Origin of the sequence: Yinghuangia sp. YIM S10712 (assembly GCF_051388935.1) — a bacterium.
Lineage (GTDB): Bacteria > Actinomycetota > Actinomycetes > Streptomycetales > Streptomycetaceae > Yinghuangia.
This window is the reverse complement of the sequence record NZ_JBPKBI010000012.1, coordinates 56,845-73,430: the sequence shown is the minus strand read 5'-3', so window position 1 is coordinate 73,430 and position 16,586 is coordinate 56,845. Positions and strand designations below refer to the sequence as shown.

Below are 16,586 nucleotides of genomic sequence, written 5' to 3'. Positions count from 1 at the left end.
CCCGCGGGACACCATGGATCCACCGATCGCCGTGGCGTTCCGGCGGTTCGCGGACGAGGCCCCGCTCGCTCCGAACCGCTGCGGTACGAAAGGCTCCAGGGGGGAAGCCGGCCGTACAACGTTCCGCAACCGGCGTGCTCGGCCCGCTCGACCCGGGTCGCGCACGCGGCAAGCCTGGGGGGGATTGCCACGCGGAACACGGAACGCAACGGCGATCGCGTACGTCCGGATCCGGCCGCGGCACCCCGCCGGCAGGGCCCCCGACCGGGCACGTCGGCGCGCGAACCGCAGGAGGAGCCGGTGACGGCAACCGGGTCACCGGTCACGGTCGTCCTGGTCGACGACCACGAGAACTACCGCAGACTGGCGACCCGCTTACTGTCCGCATGGGGCTACGCGGTCGTGGGTGAGGCAGCCGACGGCCCCGGCGGCGTGGAGACCGTGCGGCGGCTGCGCCCCGACCTGGTGCTGCTGGACGTCCAGCTCCCCGGGTTCGACGGCTTCACGGCCGCCGGCCTGATCAGGGACAATGACGCGGGGGTGGGAATCGTGCTGATCTCCGGTCGGGACAGGGCCGACTACGGTGACCGGGTCGTCCGCGCACAAGCGGACGGCTACGTCGCGAAGGAAGAACTTTCACCGCAAAGCCTCGCGGCGGTGCTGGCGACGGCGGGCCGCGCCACGCCCGGCACCGGCGACCCAGCGTGACCGCGAAACGACCCACATGCTCCACACCGCCACCCTCCGGCACTCCCGCCCGGCGCCCGCCACCCCACTGCTCATCACCGTCCAGATCCTGGCGACGCTGTTCGGCATCGCCGCGGTCCGCTACGGCGGCTACGGCCTGACGTGGGCCGACACCGTCAGCCACACCGTCCTTCCGCTGGCCGCCGCCTGGGCGTTCACCTGCTGCGCGATCGTTGCCGCGGAACGCCGCCGCCCCGGCGAGAGCGTGTGGCCGATGCTGCTGGCCGCAGGGCTGTGCATGCTGCTGCTCCTCGGCGCTGTCCGGCACCGCCTGGCGTTCCAGATCGCGTTCCTCGCCGACTGGCTCGTGATGGGCGCGATCGCGCACGTGATGACCGACTTCGCCCGCGGCAGCGCCTACCCGCGGCTGCGGCGCGCCCTCGTCATCGCCGGATACGTCGCCACCGGCCCGTGCGTCGTCGTCTGGTTCGTCATCTCCGGAGGCCTGACCGCCCGCCCCCGCGACCTGCTCGCCGAGGTCCAGGTCGGCACGATCGACGTCGAAACCGTGGACATCGTCTTCGCGATGCTCCCGACGCTCGTCTACGTCGTCGCACTCGGCCTCTTCTGCGTCCGCTGGGCCACCGCCGGCCGCATACTGCGCCGCGGCTGGACGACCGTGCTGCTCGGCAACATCGGCATGACCGGCATATACGTCTACACCGGCCTGATGATCATGGTCCCGGCACTGAGGTCCACGTACGGCACCGGCATCGCCGCGTCCCGCGTCGGCCTCGCGGTGTGGCCGCTGTTCCTGCTCGCCGGCATGCTGCGGGCCCGGGCCGGCCGTTCGGTGGCCGCCGACCTCGCCGCGGAACTCGGCCACGCGCCGCCTCCGCCCGGACGCCTGCAAGACGCGCTCGCCCGAGCGCTCGGCGACCCGGGGCTGCGCCTGATTTACCACCGCCCCGCACACGGCGACTACGTCGACCCGGACGGGCGACCCTCCCCGATGCCGGAATCCGGCCCCGACCGCAGCGTCACGCTGCTCGCCGGAGTCGGGGCGATCATCCACGACCCGGCCCTCGACGAATCCCCGGACCTGATGCGCGCCGTCGCCGCGACCGCCCGCCTGCTCATGGAGAACGAGCGGCTGCACGCCGAAGTGCGCGCCCAGCTCGCGCAGGTCCGCGCGTCACGCGCCCGCATCGTGGAAGCCGGGGTCACCGCACGCCGCAAAATCGAACGCGATCTGCACGACGGCGCCCAGCAACGCCTCGTCACGCTGGCGCTGATGCTGCGGATCGCCCGCGGCCAGGTCCCCGAAACAGACACTCCGCTGGCCGCCGCCATCGACGAATGCGCCCTCGAACTCCGGCAGGCCATCGGCGAATTGCGGGAGCTTGCCCGCGGCATCCACCCCGCGGTCCTGACCGAGGCCGGGCTGTCGTCGGCACTGGTGTCGCTCGCCGAACGCTCGACCGTGCCCGCGGAGGTGACCGAGGTACCACAGGGCCGCTTTCCGCCCGGCGTCGAGGAAGCGGTGTACTTCGTGGTCAGCGAATCACTGGCGAACGCCGCCAAGCACGCCGGCGACTCCGCGCGCGTCACCATCGCCGTTCGCGCGCGTACGCACGAAGGAAGGACAACGATGACCGTCGAGGTCGCCGACGACGGCAACGGCGGCGCCGACGCGTCGCGAGGCTCCGGACTGCGCGGGCTCGCCGACCGCGTGGAAGCCCTGGACGGCACGCTCACCGTGCACAGCCCCGCCGGGCACGGCACGCGGGTCCTCGCGGAGCTGCCGTGCGCGTCGTGATCGCCGACGACGCCCTGCTGTTCCGCGAGGGCGTCGCCCGACTGCTCGCCGAAGCCGGTTTCGCCGTGGTCGGCCAGGCAGCCGACGCCGTTTCCCTCGTCGACCTCGTGCGCGCCGAACGGCCGGACGTCGCCATCGTCGACATCCGCATGCCGCCGACCCACACCACCGAAGGCCTCGACGCCGCGGTCACCCTCGACACGGTGTGCCCCGGCATCGGCGTCCTCGTCCTGTCCCAGTACGTCGAAGGCCACCACGCGGTACGCCTCCTCGGCGACAACCTCCCCGGCCGCGGCTACATGGTGAAGGAAAGCGTCACCGACCTCGACCGCTTCGCCGCCGCCGTGCGCACCGTCGCGGCGGGCGGCGTGGTCGTCGCCCCCGAGGTCGTCGACGAGATGCTCGGCCGCCGCCGCAACGGCGGCGCGCTCGCCGGGCTGTCCGACCGGGAGGCGGAAGTCCTCGGCCTGATGGCGCAGGGCCGCTCGAACCAGGCCATCTGCGCCGAACTGTTCCTCAGCCCGAAAACCGTGGAAACCCACGTGCGGAACATCTTCACCAAACTCGACCTGCCCGCCGGAGCGGACGGAAACCGGCGGGTCCTGGCCGTGCTGACGTTCCTCCGCGAGGGCCGGACACGGCGGTGACCGACCCCGTGCCGCCTGGGGTCCATCACGCCCGCAGGCGGTTGCGGCACGAGGCGACGACCACAAACGGCCACAACGACTGGACGAACGTCAAAACCCGCTCGGCGACACCATCGACACCGTCGTCCCGCAGTTCCCACAAGAACCACGCCGCGACGATCACCATCAGCGCCGACGCCGCGACCGCCGTCGCCGGCCGGAGCGCCCACGGCGCGCTCCCACTGCCGCGGGCGGCCAACAACGGCCACACCGCCATGAGTGCGAAGGCCACCGCGGCCACGAACCCGTGCTGCAACGAGCCCCCGCTGCTCGGCGCCGGGCACCACGCCAGCACGATCACCGACACCCCGCCGGCGCTCAGCGCCACGCGCCCGGCGAGCGCGGCCGCACGCAAGCCCCATGCCGTCACCAGGTGGCAGGCGCCCAGGGCGATCAGCATGCCGGTCATCACCCAGTGCCCCGGGGCGTCCTCGGCCGCCAGAAGGCTGATCGTCTGAGTGACAGGGTCGTAGCTCGTCCCCTGAAGCAGCCCCGCGACGAACCAGCCACCGATCAGGAGCACAGGCGCAGACCCGGACGAGAGCAAAGCCCACCAGGGTGCACGCTGCATCAGCCCACCGTAAAAGCCCGCCCCGGCTTGCCCGCGTTGACACGGCCGAGAAGAAGCCACCCTGCATACCTGTGCGACGTAGATTGGGAGGAGGCGTACGCGGCGACAACCGATGAGGCAGCCGATGACGACACCGCCGGTCGACTACGGGGCGTTGTTCGCCGCGTCTCCCAGCCCGCTGCTGGTGCTGGGGCCCGATCTGGTGATCGTCGAGGTCAACCAGTCGTACCTGACGGCAACCGGGCGCAGGCGCGAGGAGTTGGTCGGGCAGTACCTGTTCGATGCCTTCCCCGACAACCCGGAAGACCCCGAGGCGGACGGAGTCCGAAACCTGAGCGCGTCGTTGCACCGCTGCCTGCGCACGAAAGAGCCGGACACGATGGCGGTGCAGAAGTACGACATTCCGGTCGAAGGCCGGCCCGGCGTGTTCGAGGAACGCTGGTGGTCGCCGATCAACACCCCCGTGCCCGGATCGGACGGCCGGGTGGCGTGGATCATCCACCGGGTGGAGGACGTGACCGCGTTCGTGCTTTCCCACGCCACGCGCCCGCGCGAGAGCGGGACGCTCAGCGAGCGGGAGGCGATGGAGGCCGAACTGTACGCCCGGGCACGCGAATTGCAGCGGCTGAACGAGGAACTGCGCCGGGCCCACGCCCGGGAGAGGCAAATCGCCGTCACATTTCAGGAGGCCATGCTGCATGTGCCGGACCTCGCCCGGCACCGCAACGTCGCGGTGCGGTACCTGCCGGCCGCCGGGTCGCTGAATGTGTGCGGCGACTGGTACGACGTGGTGGACCTGCCCGGCGACAAGTTCGCCGTCGCGGTCGGCGACGTCGTCGGACACGGCCTGGAGGCCGCCGCCGTCATGGGTATGCTCCGCAGCGCGCTCTCCGCCGCGGTCCGTGCCCTGTGCGACCCCGCCAGAGCCCTGGAGGTGCTGGGGCTGTACGCGCGTTCGGTGGAAGGAGCGCTGGCCACCACCGCGGTCAAAGTCGTCGTCGACACCCGAAACCGCCGCATCAGCTACAGCAGCGCCGGCCACCCGCCGCCGGTCCTCGCGCACACCGACGGCGCGTTCGACCTTCTCGACCAGGCCACCGACCCGCCACTGGGAGCGCGCCCCGCACACACCACCCGCCCCCGCGCCGAATGCCCGTACGCCCCCGGCGACACCCTGGTCCTTTACACCGACGGGCTCATCGAACGCCGCGGCGAGGACATCGACGCCGGACTGCACCGACTCACCGACGCCCTCGCCCACAACACGGCCCACAGCCCCGAACGCCTCGCCGACAGCCTCCTCACCCGCCTCGGCGTCAGCAGCGGAGGCCGCGACGACGTCGCCCTGGTCGTCGTAAGGCTCTGACACGCCTCGAAGGAACGCCGTCGGCCGTTCAGCGGCGTGGCGTCGAAGCGTGACGTGCGTGATCGTCGGCCGACTCCTTCGAGGTCCACGGGGCGGGTCGGCGACACACCTCCCACCGGCAGGAACCGCCAGGAACCGGCAGGAACCGGCAGCCGTCGCCGGGCCCGGCTCTCCGACGCGAGCCGGACCGAGTCGGCGGATTTCGGCGGGTCGAACGCCGGCCCGGCCAAAGGTGTGAGCAAAGCGGCTTCTCCGCGCGGCCCGGTGTCGCGGCGCGTTCCGGGGGACCGCCGCGTGCACGCTGGTCGCGACGGACTGACCGGCAGACGGATGCGGAGCACCGCCATGACCAGTTTCCGCGCCCACTGGGCGCGCTTCCGCGAGAGCCCGTTCCTCCCGGCCTGCGTCCTGATGCTGGTCCTGGCAGCCGCCGCCGGCCTGTTCGCCGGCTCCTACACGTTCGCGATGGCGAACCCGACACCCCACCGTCTCCCGATCGGCGTCACGGGCCCGCCCGACCCGCGCGCCGCAGCCTTCGCGGCCGAGATGGACCGCACCCTCGACACCGAGATCCGCTTCACGACGTACGCGACGTACGAGAACGCCCGGGAGGCCATCGACGAGCAGAAGATCTTCGCGATCATCCGGTCGGGCGGCGACAACCGCGTCTCCCTGGAGATCGCGAGCGCGGCCGGCGCGTCCGTGGCGCAGTTACTCGTCGAGTCCGCGTCCGAGGCGGCGAGGAAGACCGGAGTCAACGTCACTTTTCAGGACTTGAAGCCGCTGCAGAGCGGCGACCCGCGTGGCCTCGCGATCTTCTACATCACACTCGCCGCCGTGATCCTCGGCTTCGTCGGTGCGATCCAACTGTCGGTGCACGCCCGCGAGCTCAACCCGGCGGAGCGGGTCGCCTTCACGCTTGCCAACGCACTGCTCGGGGCGTTCACGATCGTCGCGGTCGTGGACTGGTGGATCGGCGCGCTCGACCTGCCGCTGCCGGAGTCGTGGGCGATCCTCGCCCTGACGCTGTTCGCCTCCGCGATGGTGTTCTCCATGTTCATCGCGCTCGTCGGGCGGTGGGCGATGCTGCCGACGTGGGGACTGATGGTGTTGCTGGGCAATCCCTCCTCGGGCGGGGCCGTGTCGTGGGCACTGCTGCCCTCGGTGCTCGGCACGATCGGACGCTGGCTGCCGCCCGGCGCGTCCGTCAACGCGCAGCACACGGCGGTGTACTTCCGCGGCCACCAGCACGCGTTCCCGTTCCTCGTGCTCGCCGGGTGGGCGGCGGTGTCGACGGCGGTCTTCTGGATCTGGCGCGGCAGGCATCCGGGCGGCCGGGAGAAAGAGCCGACGCCGGACACCGGGACCGCGTAGGGGTCGTGCGCGGGCGGGTTGTCCGGGACCGCCTATCCGGCACGCGGGGTCGGTGACGGCACGGGCGGCGAGGCACAGCCCGCCGCGCGAGGGCACGTTGAACGCTCGTCCCGGGGCTCCGCCTGCGAGGACCAAGACGGCGGCCACCGTCCCTGGCCCCGGCTCAGTCGTGACGTCCCGTTCGCTGCTCTCCCGGCGCCTCGGGTCGCCCGAGCGCATCCAGGGCGGCTTGGAGGAAACCGCGGACGGCGTCGGTCTGCTGCCGGTCGTAACCGCGCAGGGGAGCGACGGTGCGCTCGATCAGCGGGCCGAACCAGCTCCAGCCGAGGTCCTTGGCCCGGTCCTCGATGACGAGCAGGACCCGGCGGCGGTCCCGCTTGTCCCGGTGCCGGGTGATCAGGCCCTGGAGTTCGAGCCGGTCGAGAGCCGCGGTGGTGCCGGCGGAGTTCAGGCCCAGTCGTGCGGCGAGCATCCCGGCGGTCGCCTCGGTGCCGGCGCGTTCGGCGTCGAGAAGGCAGATGAGGGCCCGGACGTCGGTCGGGTGCATGCCATTGGCGGCGGCGAACTCGGCCTGCCGCAAGCCGTATTCGACGGTGACGGCGCGCAGGAGGTGGAAGAGCTCCAGCTCCGGCCCGCCCGGACGGTCCGCTCCCTCCGAGGTTCCCGCCCGTTCGGTCGATCTCCCGCTCACGTGCCGCTCCGGTTATGGTGAAGTTATCTCGCTGAACGAGATTATCGTTCGGCGAGTTGTTTTCGTCCAGCCGCAGGAGGCATCCATGACCGAGGCCGTCGCCGGGGAGGCGTTTCTGTGCGCCTATGACGCTGTTCGCTCCACGCGCTGGCCCTCAGGGACCCAAGGCGTGGCGGTGCCGACGCCGTTCGGGACGACCCACGTCAACAGCCACGGCCCCGCGGATGCCCCCGCGGTCGTGCTGCTGCACGGCGGCGGAGGTGTGACCTCGACCGTGTGGGGTGCCACGGCGAGCACCCTCGGCGGGACGTACCGCGTGCACGCGATCGACACCATGGGCGAGGCCGGCCGCAGCATCCCGGGTGACCGTCGCGTCACCACGCTCGACGACCAACTCGCCTGGCTCGACGCCGTCCTCGACGGACTGGGTGCGAAAGGCCCGGTGGCGATATGCGGCCACTCGTACGGCGCCTGGACCGCCGCGCACTACGCACTGCGCGCCCCCGACCGCGTCGCCGCGCTCATCCTGATCGAGCCGACGAACTGCTTCACCGGGTTCTCACCGCTCTACCTCGCGCGCGCCCTGCCCATGCTGCTGCGCCCGACCGTCCGCAACCGCCGGGCGTTCCTGGCATGGGAGACCGGCGGCGCGAAACTGGATCCGAACTGGACCCGCCTGTACGAACTGGCCACCACGTTCCCCGCAGCCAAGCCCCTGACCGGACCACGCCCGGCTCCCGCACACTGGCCGGCGCTGCGGGCCGACACACTTCTCGTCCTCGCCGGCCGTACCCGCACACACAACATCCGCAAACTGGCAGCCAAGGCCGAGCATGTCATCCCCGGCCTGGAAACCCTGGTGCTGCCCGACGCCACCCACCACACACTGCCACTCGCCGGCACCACGGAGATGAACACCCACATCGCGCGCTTCCTGGCCACACACTTCCCCGCGAGCACAACCGAAGTCTGAGCCCCCCCGCAGGCGGTGGAGACGGAGTCCGGTCCGGTGGCTGTTCATGGACAAAGGACATGGCGTTCCGCGGTGCGGTGCAACGCAGGGGACGAACCGGGCCGGGATCGTCTCGCCGGGAGACTGCGTGTATCGATCAGCCGCCGGACGGCGCCGGGGGCTCGCCCTCGACGACGACGCGGGCGGCGTTGTCGTAGAACGACAGATGGCCGGCGACGTCGGTGACCCCGTCGATCGGGTCCGCGTACGCCCACACCACGTCCGGTCGCGGCTCGGCGGTGCCGTCGGCGGGACCGCGGTACGTCCAGTAGGACGCCTCGCCCTTGAACGGGCAGGTGGTCCGCGTCGCCGACGGCTCGAACAACTCCAGGTCCACATCGTCCGGCGGCAGGTAGTAGCGAACCGGCAGACCAGTTTCGTACAGGACCACCGGACGATTTGAGCGCGCGACCACCCGGCCGTCGATCTCGACCGTCACCGTCTGCGTGCTGGGGACGGTCACCACCGTGTGACCGGCGCGTGGCTTCGTCACGCGGGCCACCTCCTCATGTCGTCGTTCCGTCGTCAGCCGAACAAACACACACGCGCCGGTCATTCCAGGCCTCGGCAGACCGTACGACCGACACCGCTGCGGCTACCTCATCGGCATCGGCTTCCCGCACCACCGACACCGCCCTGGTCACCGAGGGTGACTGCGAAATCCGCACGCACGCACCGCACACGGATTGAGGCGGACGCGTGGATCCGCGGACCGGTACACCCGTGGCCCCCGAACCCACGACGGCCGTTTTTCGCAACTCCGTCCGCATTCTGAGATCGACGGACAACGCAAACCCGTCAGCGCTGCTCGGATAATATGTCGGGCTCATCGCCCCGAGAGCTGTCCTTTGCTGGATGACCAGACAACTCAGCGCGAAAGGTGATCGATTTTTCCGAATTTCAGCATCTTGGCCGACTGGTGACATTCATGATATTGCGAAAGGTCTCGCGAATACCTCGCGAAGCCATGGTCGCCGCGCAGCGCCGGTCGCGGGCGATCCTGTGGGGCGCAACGATTGTGGTGGCCCTCGGATTCCTCGCGACTCTGGAGGTCGCCGCGCAGGGCTATGGATCGCCGGGGCCGATTACCGGCCTCGCCCGAGAGGTGATATTTGCCCCCTATTCGGGGCAAGTGCTCTACGCCGGTTTGGCATTGATGATGGTCGTGCTCACCTGGCGTCAGCGGTTTATCGCCCTCGGCTCCGCCCTCGGCATCGACGCGGTCTTCTGGTTGGTGCGATGGGCGGTCGACGCCAAGATGAACTTCGGCACCGGCGCTTTGTGGGTCATTCTGGGCTACACGGTCATCGCCGTCACGCGCCGTACCGGTCGGGAACGCGTCCTGCTGCTGAAAGGCGTCGGCCTGGGCATGCTGCTGGTGGCCGGCCACAAGACCGGCGGCACCTGGCTGCTCATCACATCGATGACCCGCCCGGAAGTGCTCGACCAATACGTGGCGACCGCCGATCACGCGCTGGGCGCCCCGTCGTGGCTGGCCGGCGAACTGGTCGAGGCCTCCGGTCCGATCGGCGACCGCGTCCTCGGCACCGTCTACGGCCAACTCCCCCTGGCGGCGGCACTCGTCGCGCTCTACCAACTGCGCCACGTGGCTGTCGAACGCCGCTTCCCCGGCCACCACCTGGTACGGACATTTCTCGTCATCGGCCTGCTCGGGCCGGCCGTCTACATGGTCTTCCCCGTGGTCGGACCGGTGTTCGCGTACGGCGCCGACGGCGGGCACTGGGCGGTCGCGAATCTGTGGCCGGACACACCGCCGTCGATCAGCACGCCTCACCCGATACGGTTCGACGAGGTCACGCCTCGCAACTGCATGCCCAGCCTCCACACAGCCTGGGCCACCACGATCTTCATCCACTCCCGAGACGGCTCGCGCCTCATCCGCTTCGCGGGCACGTTCTGGCTGGTCGCCACCCTCGCGGCCACACTGGGGTTCGGCTACCACTACGGCGTGGACCTCATCGCCGGCGTGGTGTTCGCGCTGACGATCGAGGCTGCGATGCGCGCGTTCGACCGCGGTTGGGACCGGGCCGGAGCCTGGCTGGTCGCCTATGGCGCGGCGGTCTTCGTGGTGCTCCTGGTGTCGTACCGGTACCTGCCGATGGAAATGGCCAGGTACCCGTGGTTCTTCGGGCCACTGCTCATTCTGGCGATGGTCTCGGTCATCCACGGTTATGTGCGCGCGACCAGGGAGCGGGACTCCGAACCCACGCCGACGGAGAAGCTGGGGCCCCAACTCCAGCCGGCATGACGGCACCCTGCCTCCGCTCCGACGTTCTCTCGCCGGGCTGATTCGCAGCCGGTTCGCGGGCGCGGCGGCCGGGGGAGGTTCTCCTCCGCGTGGCGAGACCGGTCCGGGCCCGTCAGGCACCGCTGCCGGCGGGCCCCGGACCGCCTCCCGCACCGCGCCCGCCGCCGCGTGTGTCCGCGCCGACCTCGAAGCCCCACGCGCCCCTGGTCTGACGTATCGTCAACAGCCGTCATGGCACGGTCAGTAGGCTGCGCCCATGACCTTGCCTGACCGCTTCGACGTGCGGCTGCCCGCCGGGTGGCGGGTCGAGACCGTGGTCGGCTGCGTGTTCGGCGCCGGCTTGGCGGCGACTCTGGCGCAGTATGTCGCGTCCGGGCCGTCCCCGGCGCTGTGGGCCGTCGACTGGGCGCTGATGCTGAGCACGTGTGCGGCGCTGCGGTACGCCCGCCGCCGACCGGTCGCGATGTGTGCGTTCGCCCTGGTGGCCACCGCGGCCTACTACGTCTTCGGCGGTGTCGACGCCCCGGCGCAGATGGTCCTGTTGATGATCGCCCTCCACACCGTCGCGGCGAGCGGACGGCTGGGCGCCGCGACCGGGCTTGGCGCGGTGACGGTGGCCGGCGTCGGCCTGAGCGCCTTGGGCGGAACCGACGACATCACCCTTGCCGCGGTCTTCATGCTGGCCGGCTGGGTCGTGGCGGTGATCGCACTGGGCAACTCGCGGCTGACCCGGCAGGCGTTCCGCCGCGAGGCGGAGGCCAGGGTCCTGGCCGCCGAACAGGGCCGGGAGGCGGAGGCCCGGCGTCGGGCGAGCGACGAACGCCTGCGCATCGCCCGGGAGTTGCACGACGTCATCGGCCACAACATCTCCTTGATCAACGTGCAGGCCGGGGCCGCGCTGCACCGGCTGGCCAAGGACCCCGCACACGCCGAGGAAGCACTCGGCGCCATCAAGACCACGAGCCGCGAAACCCTGCGCGAACTGCGCGCCACCCTCGGGGTCCTGCGGCAGGTCGACGAGGACGCGCCGACGGCACCGGCTGCGGGACTCGCCCGCGCGCACGAGTTGCTGGCGTACGCGGAACTCGCCGGACTCGCCGCGCGGTACGACACCAAGGGCGAACCGCGAGTCCTGCCCGTCGAAGTCGACCTCGCGGCGTACCGGATCATGCAGGAGTCCCTGACCAACGTCACGCGGCACGCCGCGGCGACATGCGTCGAGCTGAGCGTCGTCTACGGGGTCACCGGCCTGCGGATCGAAGTGGTCGACGACGGAGCCGGGGCACCCGGGAAGGCGGCGGCGAACGCCGGGAGCGGCAACGGGATACGCGGCATGCGCGAACGTGCGCGGGCGCTCGGCGGCGAACTGGCGGCCGGTCCGCGCGCGGGCGGCGGATACGGGGTACGGGCGTACCTTCCCTACGAAAGCGAGGAGACTTCGCGATGACCGGGACAATCCGGGTTCTGTTGGCGGACGACCAGCATCTCGTCCGGGCCGGGTTCCGGTCGATCCTGGAGGACGAGGCGGACATCACGATCGTCGGCGAGGCGGCGGACGGCGCGGAGGCGGTGGCGGGCGCCCGCGCACACCTGCCCGACGTCCTGCTGATGGACATCCGCATGCCGAACGTCGACGGCCTGGAGGCGGCGCGCCGCATCGCCGCCGACTCCGCGCTGGACGGTGTCAAGGTGGTCATCCTGACGACGTTCGACCTCGACGACTACATCTACGGAGCGCTGCGCGCGGGAGCGACGGGGTTCCTGGTCAAGGACACCGAACCGGAGGAGTTGATCCGGGCGGTGCGCGTCGCCGCGCGCGGCGACGCGCTGATCAGCCCGCAGGTCACGCGCCGGCTGATCGCGGAGTTCGCCGGACGCGTCGGGCAGCCCGTGCCCGACCCGCGGCTCGACGAGCTCACGAGCCGCGAACGCGAGGTCATGCGGCTGGTGGCGGGCGGAATGACCAACGACGAGATCGCGGCGCGGCTGGTGCTCAGCCCGGCGACCGCGAAGACGCACGTCAGCCGCATCATGACCAAGCTCGGCGTCCGCGACCGCTCGCAGTTGGTCGTGCTGGCGTACGAGTCGGGCATGGTGAGCCCGGGGTGGCTCGGTTGACGCACCCGGTGCCCGGCACACAACTTCCGGGGTAGTCAACCGCGTTCGTGCGCAACCGCTGGGGTAGGCGTGGTGTCCGCCGTGGGCCGACGCGCGAGCGTGCGCCGGGAAAGCAGGCTGGGCGCATGACGCAGACCCAGGACAGAACCAACCCCCCTCGCAGGGCGACGGACCGCCGCGGAGTTTTCTCCCGGCTCGCCGGCTGGTCGCAGCGGCACCGCTGGACGGCATTGGTCGTCTGGCTGGTCGTCGTCGTGGCCACCACGGTCGGCGCGCAGGCCGCGGGCAGCGCGTGGAAGAACGACTTCTCCTTGCCGGGCACCGAGTCACAGCGCGCCACGGACCTGCTGGAGAAACACGGCGCGGTCGAGGCCGGGGACGCCGTGCAACTGGTCTTCCACGCCGAGACGGAAGGCGGCGTCGCGGCCGACGGCGCACGGCAGTCGCTGACGGCCGTCCTCGACCGTGTGCGGACCGCGCCGGGTGTCGCGGATGTCCGCAGTCCGTTCGACGACGCGTCGGCGGTCTCGGCCGACGGCCGCATCGCCTTCGCCACCGTGACGCTCGACGGGACGGGACCGGACGTCTCCAAGGACGACGTCCGCGCGATCATCGACCTCGCCGACGACGCCACCACCGACACGCTGGAGGTCGTGGCCGGCGGCGACGTCGTGCGCGAGGCCGAGGAGTCCGGCGGCGGTGCCGCCGAGGGCGCGGGCATGCTTGCCGCGCTGGTCATCCTCGTCCTGTTGTTCGGGTCCCTGCTGGCCGCCGCACTTCCGCTGGTGACCGCGCTGTTCGCGGTCGGCAGTGCGATCGGCCTCATCACGATGGCCTCGCACGCCGCGACGGTCGCCGACTTCACGCCGCCGATCATGATGCTGGTCGGGCTCGGCGTCGGGGTGGACTACGCACTGCTCATCTTCCACCGCTTCCGGCACGAGCTCCTGCGCGGCGCCGAGCCGACGGATGCCACCCGCACCGCCTTGGACGCGGCCGGCCGCACCGTGTTCTTCGCCGGCTGCACGGTGATCATCGCGCTGCTCGGACTGGTGACGCTCGGTCTCGGGTCGCTCCAGGGCGTCGCTCTGGCGGTTGCCCTGACCGTGCTGGTGACGATGGCCGCATCCCTGACACTGCTGCCGGCCATGCTCGCGGTGTTCGGTGCCCGTATCCGGCGCCACGTCATGAAGCGGGTCGCCAGGGCCGAGCGCAAGGGCAAGGAGGAAGGCGCGGGCTGGCGCCGCATGGCCGCCGGCGTGCAGCGCCGGCCGCTGCCCGCGCTGCTCGTGGCGGTCGCCGCGCTGCTGGCTCTGTCCGCGCCGGCGGTCGACCTGCGGCTCGGTTTCGCGGACGCGGGCAACGACCCCGCGGATTCGAGCAGCCGCCAGGCCTACGACCTGCTGGCCGAAGGCTTCGGCCCCGGCTTCAGCGGCCCGCTCGTGGCGGTCGCCGAAGGCGACGCGTCGGTCGGCGAGGAGCTGCGGCGCACGCTCGCCGAGACACCCGGCATCGCCTCGGCGTCCGCTCCGCTGCCCTCCCGGGACGGCTCGCTCAGCACCGTGATCGCATTCCCGACCAGCGCGCCGCAGGACGAGGCGACGGCCGATCTCGTGGGGACGCTGCGGGACGACCGCCTCACCGCGTTCGAGGACAGGACGGGGGCGGAGGTCCACATCGGCGGACCCACCGCCGCGGCCCAGGACTTCTCCGACAAGGTGGCCGAGCGGCTGCCGCTGTTCGTCGCGATCGTCGTGGGCCTGTCCGCGCTGTTGCTCCTGCTGGTCTTCCGCTCGGTGCTGATCCCGCTCAAGGCCGCCGTGCTGAACCTGCTGAGCATCGGTGCGTCGATGGGCGTCATCACCGTGGTGTTCCAGCACGGATGGTTCGGTGTGCAGGCCGGCCCCATCGAGGCGTTCATCCCCGTCATGGTCTTCGCGATCGTGTTCGGACTGTCCATGGACTACGAGGTGTTCCTGCTGTCGCGGATCCATGAGGAGTGGGAGCGCACGAAGGACTCGGCGTACGCGGTGCGCGAAGGACTGGCCACCACGGGCCGCGTGATCACCGCGGCCGCGGCCATCATGATCGTGGTCTTCGGCGCCTTCGTGCTCAGCCCCGACCGCATGCTCCAGCAGTTCGGCCTCGGCCTGGCGGTGGCGATCCTGCTGGACGCGCTGGTCATCCGCTGCCTCATCGTCCCCGCGGCGATGCAGCTGCTGGGCGAGCGCGCGTGGTGGCTGCCGAAGCCGCTGGCGCGGATCCTGCCACGCGTCACCCTCGAACGCGCCTCGTCCGACCAGACGCCGGCCGGCGTCTGACGGGACCGGGGCCGGCCGAAGTCCACGGCCGAGGGAGCGATGGTGTCGCCTCGGGGCGCTATCCTCCCTCGGCCGTGGTGCGTCCGATGACGGTCGGGGAATACGCACGCGTTCGCGGTGTCAGACGGTCGTGCGAGTCGAACCTCGTTACCGGAGAGGACTTTTCATGCGCAGCGTGACCTATTCGATGAATGTCTCCCTGGACGGTTACATCGTCGGGCCGGACGGCGGCTTCGACTGGTCGGGGCCCGACGAGGAGGTGTTTCGCTTTTGGATCGACGAGATCAGAGACGTGGACGTCCACCTGATGGGACGACGGTTGTACGAGACGATGCTGTACTGGGAGACCGCCGACCAGGAGCGGTCACTCGACGACGCCGAGCTCGAATGGACCGCGCTGTGGAACCCGCTGCCGAAGGTGGTGTTCTCCACCACGCTGTCGGCGGTGCAGGGCCATGCCCGCCTGGCGTCCGGCGGCGTCGCGGAGGAGATCGAGCGGCTGCGGGCCGAACCGGGGGAGGGAGACATCGCGATCGGCGGCGCGACCCTCGCCGCGGAGGCCGCCGAGTCGGGTCTGATCGACGAATACCGGGCCGTGATCTACCCGGTCCTGGTCGGCGGCGGCATCCCGTTCTTTCCCCGGCACGAGCGCCGAGTGGACCTCGAACTCGTCGAGACCCGCACCTTCACCTCCAACGTCGTCTACCTCCGCTACCGCGTGAAGCGCTAGGCCGGTGGCCACAGAGGTTCACCGGTTCTCGCCGCGCCGGGCCCGGCGGCCCTGCTTCGCAGCGCACCTCGCGGCGTTGCAGGACCTCGCGAGTACGCCCGCGTACGAGCTTCGGCCCTGCGCATCGCGATGCACGGCACCGGACAACGAGAACCGGCAAACCTGCGTGGCCACCGCCCTGGCCGGCCCGTCCGGCGGGCCCTCGGGGGAGAGGCGGATCACCTCGGGCCGCGCTGTCGAAAGCCCTTTGCCGGCGGCGGGCAGAGTTGGCTAGTGTCTCGGCGTCGCGAACACGCGCGATCACAGGACAGGGAGGTTGATGAATATGGCCGCGGTCGGCCGTCTTCAGCCTGCCCTTGTCCGGTCCGCGCGATAGCAGAGCGCGCTCCGGTCGTTCCGACAACCAGGAATGACACGTGACTTCCTCTTCTTCACCAACCCCTCGTCAGTTGACCACCGAACGCCTCGTTCTCCGGCCCTGGACAGCCGCCGAGGCGGTCGCGGTCCTCGGCAACACCAGGTCTGCCCACTGGGCGGACGACTTCCCCGCCGAGGGCGACTCCGTCATCGCGGGCCTCTTCGAAGACAACCCCGCCTGGCTCGGAGAATTCGGCCACCGTCTGATCATCGAGCGCGACAGCAGCCTGGTCGTGGGCTCCATCGGCCTGTTCTGGCCGCCCGGCGACGGAGCCGTCGAAATCGGCTACGGCATCGTGGCCTCCCGCCGCGGCCGCGGCTACGCTCCCGAGGCCACCCGGGCGCTCGCCGGGTTCGCCCTCACCGCCCCCGGCGTCCACACAGTGTTCGCCGAGGTTGAGTTGTCCAACCCGGCCTCCGTCCGCGTGCTGGAGAAGGCCAGCTTCCACCGATGGGCCACCGGGGAGGACACGGCCCGCTTCAAGACCACCAAGCCGGACCACCACGAGCGGTGATCCGCCGGGG

The 16,586-nt window shown here is 71.0% G+C and carries 15 protein-coding genes; 12 read left to right on the top strand and 3 right to left on the bottom strand.

Annotated elements, in window-relative coordinates; translation table 11 throughout:
* Positions 1-300 precede the first annotated feature (300 nt).
* The 3 genes from ACRX5W_RS22660 to ACRX5W_RS22650 are packed head-to-tail and all read left to right on the top strand — an operon-like array spanning position 301 to position 3,153.
* Positions 301-708, top strand: a complete 408-nt coding sequence (locus tag ACRX5W_RS22660) for a response regulator transcription factor (RefSeq protein ID WP_436790091.1) — start codon at positions 301-303, stop codon at positions 706-708.
* 16 nt (positions 709-724) lie between these two features.
* Positions 725-2,506: a sensor histidine kinase gene (locus ACRX5W_RS22655; protein ID WP_436790090.1), complete on the top strand. Its 1,782-nt coding sequence runs from the start codon at positions 725-727 to the stop codon at positions 2,504-2,506.
* On the top strand, positions 2,494-3,153 hold the full coding sequence (locus ACRX5W_RS22650; RefSeq protein WP_436790089.1) for a response regulator transcription factor: 660 nt from the start codon (positions 2,494-2,496) through the stop codon (positions 3,151-3,153). The genes ACRX5W_RS22655 and ACRX5W_RS22650 overlap by 13 nt, the downstream gene beginning before the upstream one ends.
* A gap of 25 nt (positions 3,154-3,178) precedes the next feature.
* Here ACRX5W_RS22650 and ACRX5W_RS22645 read toward each other — a convergent pair whose 3' ends face one another.
* A complete protein-coding gene (locus tag ACRX5W_RS22645; RefSeq protein WP_436790088.1) occupies positions 3,179-3,763 on the bottom strand; it encodes a DUF998 domain-containing protein in 585 nt (194 codons plus the stop codon).
* 124 nt (positions 3,764-3,887) lie between these two features.
* Between ACRX5W_RS22645 and ACRX5W_RS22640 the strand changes: the two genes are divergently transcribed.
* Together ACRX5W_RS22640 and ACRX5W_RS22635 are read left to right on the top strand one after the other, a co-directional pair.
* A complete protein-coding gene (locus ACRX5W_RS22640; RefSeq protein ID WP_436790087.1) occupies positions 3,888-5,129 on the top strand; it encodes a PP2C family protein-serine/threonine phosphatase in 1,242 nt (413 codons plus the stop codon).
* Between the two features lie 345 nt (positions 5,130-5,474).
* Positions 5,475-6,503, top strand: a complete 1,029-nt coding sequence (locus ACRX5W_RS22635) for an ABC transporter permease (protein ID WP_436790086.1) — start codon at positions 5,475-5,477, stop codon at positions 6,501-6,503.
* Positions 6,504-6,666: 163 nt separating this feature from the next.
* On the opposite strand, the gene ACRX5W_RS22630 is transcribed toward ACRX5W_RS22635, so the two are convergent.
* Positions 6,667-7,194 carry a MarR family transcriptional regulator gene (locus ACRX5W_RS22630; RefSeq protein ID WP_436790085.1) on the bottom strand — a complete coding sequence of 176 codons (528 nt, stop codon included), beginning with the start codon at positions 7,192-7,194 and terminating at the stop codon, positions 6,667-6,669.
* Between the two features lie 85 nt (positions 7,195-7,279).
* Between ACRX5W_RS22630 and ACRX5W_RS22625 the strand changes: the two genes are divergently transcribed.
* Positions 7,280-8,167, top strand: coding sequence for an alpha/beta fold hydrolase (locus ACRX5W_RS22625; RefSeq protein ID WP_436790084.1), 888 nt, complete (start codon positions 7,280-7,282; stop codon positions 8,165-8,167).
* A 136-nt stretch (positions 8,168-8,303) separates the two neighbouring features.
* Here the strand turns inward: ACRX5W_RS22625 and ACRX5W_RS22620 are convergent, their stop codons facing one another.
* Complete coding sequence (locus ACRX5W_RS22620) at positions 8,304-8,699, bottom strand: DUF427 domain-containing protein (protein WP_436790083.1); 396 nt, start codon at positions 8,697-8,699, stop codon at positions 8,304-8,306.
* Between the two features lie 474 nt (positions 8,700-9,173).
* On the opposite strand from ACRX5W_RS22620, the gene ACRX5W_RS22615 reads away from it, so the two are divergent.
* The 6 genes from ACRX5W_RS22615 to ACRX5W_RS22590 all read left to right on the top strand — a co-directional run bounded on the left by ACRX5W_RS22615 (position 9,174) and on the right by ACRX5W_RS22590 (position 16,576).
* Complete coding sequence (locus ACRX5W_RS22615) at positions 9,174-10,475, top strand: phosphatase PAP2 family protein (RefSeq protein WP_436790208.1); 1,302 nt, start codon at positions 9,174-9,176, stop codon at positions 10,473-10,475.
* Positions 10,476-10,731: 256 nt separating this feature from the next.
* Complete coding sequence (locus ACRX5W_RS22610; RefSeq protein WP_436790082.1) at positions 10,732-11,922, top strand: sensor histidine kinase; 1,191 nt, start codon at positions 10,732-10,734, stop codon at positions 11,920-11,922.
* Positions 11,919-12,593 (top strand): response regulator, encoded by a 675-nt coding sequence (locus ACRX5W_RS22605; protein ID WP_436790081.1) that lies wholly within the window; start codon positions 11,919-11,921, stop codon positions 12,591-12,593. Before ACRX5W_RS22610 ends, ACRX5W_RS22605 begins: the two co-directional genes overlap by 4 nt.
* A 125-nt stretch (positions 12,594-12,718) precedes the next feature.
* Positions 12,719-14,914, top strand: a complete 2,196-nt coding sequence (locus ACRX5W_RS22600; protein WP_436790080.1) for an MMPL family transporter — start codon at positions 12,719-12,721, stop codon at positions 14,912-14,914.
* Positions 14,915-15,080: 166 nt separating this feature from the next.
* Positions 15,081-15,644 carry a dihydrofolate reductase family protein gene (locus ACRX5W_RS22595; RefSeq protein WP_436790079.1) on the top strand — a complete coding sequence of 188 codons (564 nt, stop codon included), beginning with the start codon at positions 15,081-15,083 and terminating at the stop codon, positions 15,642-15,644.
* A 416-nt stretch (positions 15,645-16,060) separates the two neighbouring features.
* Positions 16,061-16,576: a GNAT family N-acetyltransferase gene (locus tag ACRX5W_RS22590; RefSeq protein WP_436790078.1), complete on the top strand. Its 516-nt coding sequence runs from the start codon at positions 16,061-16,063 to the stop codon at positions 16,574-16,576.
* Positions 16,577-16,586: the final 10 nt, after the last annotated feature.

Bases quoted from the DNA above. Each gene is read 5' to 3' on its own strand.
- ACRX5W_RS22625 (WP_436790084.1), top strand. From the start codon at position 7,280: ATGACCGAGGCCGTCGCCGGGGAGGCGTTTCTGTGCGCCTATGACGCT.
- ACRX5W_RS22635 (WP_436790086.1), top strand. From the start codon at position 5,475: ATGACCAGTTTCCGCGCCCACTGGGCGCGCTTCCGCGAGAGCCCGTTC.
- ACRX5W_RS22645 (WP_436790088.1), bottom strand. From the start codon at position 3,763: ATGCAGCGTGCACCCTGGTGGGCTTTGCTCTCGTCCGGGTCTGCGCCT.
- ACRX5W_RS22615 (WP_436790208.1), top strand. From the start codon at position 9,174: ATGGTCGCCGCGCAGCGCCGGTCGCGGGCGATCCTGTGGGGCGCAACG.
- ACRX5W_RS22595 (WP_436790079.1), top strand. From the start codon at position 15,081: ATGCGCAGCGTGACCTATTCGATGAATGTCTCCCTGGACGGTTACATC.
- ACRX5W_RS22600 (WP_436790080.1), top strand. From the start codon at position 12,719: ATGACGCAGACCCAGGACAGAACCAACCCCCCTCGCAGGGCGACGGAC.
- ACRX5W_RS22640 (WP_436790087.1), top strand. From the start codon at position 3,888: ATGACGACACCGCCGGTCGACTACGGGGCGTTGTTCGCCGCGTCTCCC.
- ACRX5W_RS22655 (WP_436790090.1), top strand. From the start codon at position 725: ATGCTCCACACCGCCACCCTCCGGCACTCCCGCCCGGCGCCCGCCACC.
- ACRX5W_RS22605 (WP_436790081.1), top strand. From the start codon at position 11,919: ATGACCGGGACAATCCGGGTTCTGTTGGCGGACGACCAGCATCTCGTC.
- ACRX5W_RS22610 (WP_436790082.1), top strand. From the start codon at position 10,732: ATGACCTTGCCTGACCGCTTCGACGTGCGGCTGCCCGCCGGGTGGCGG.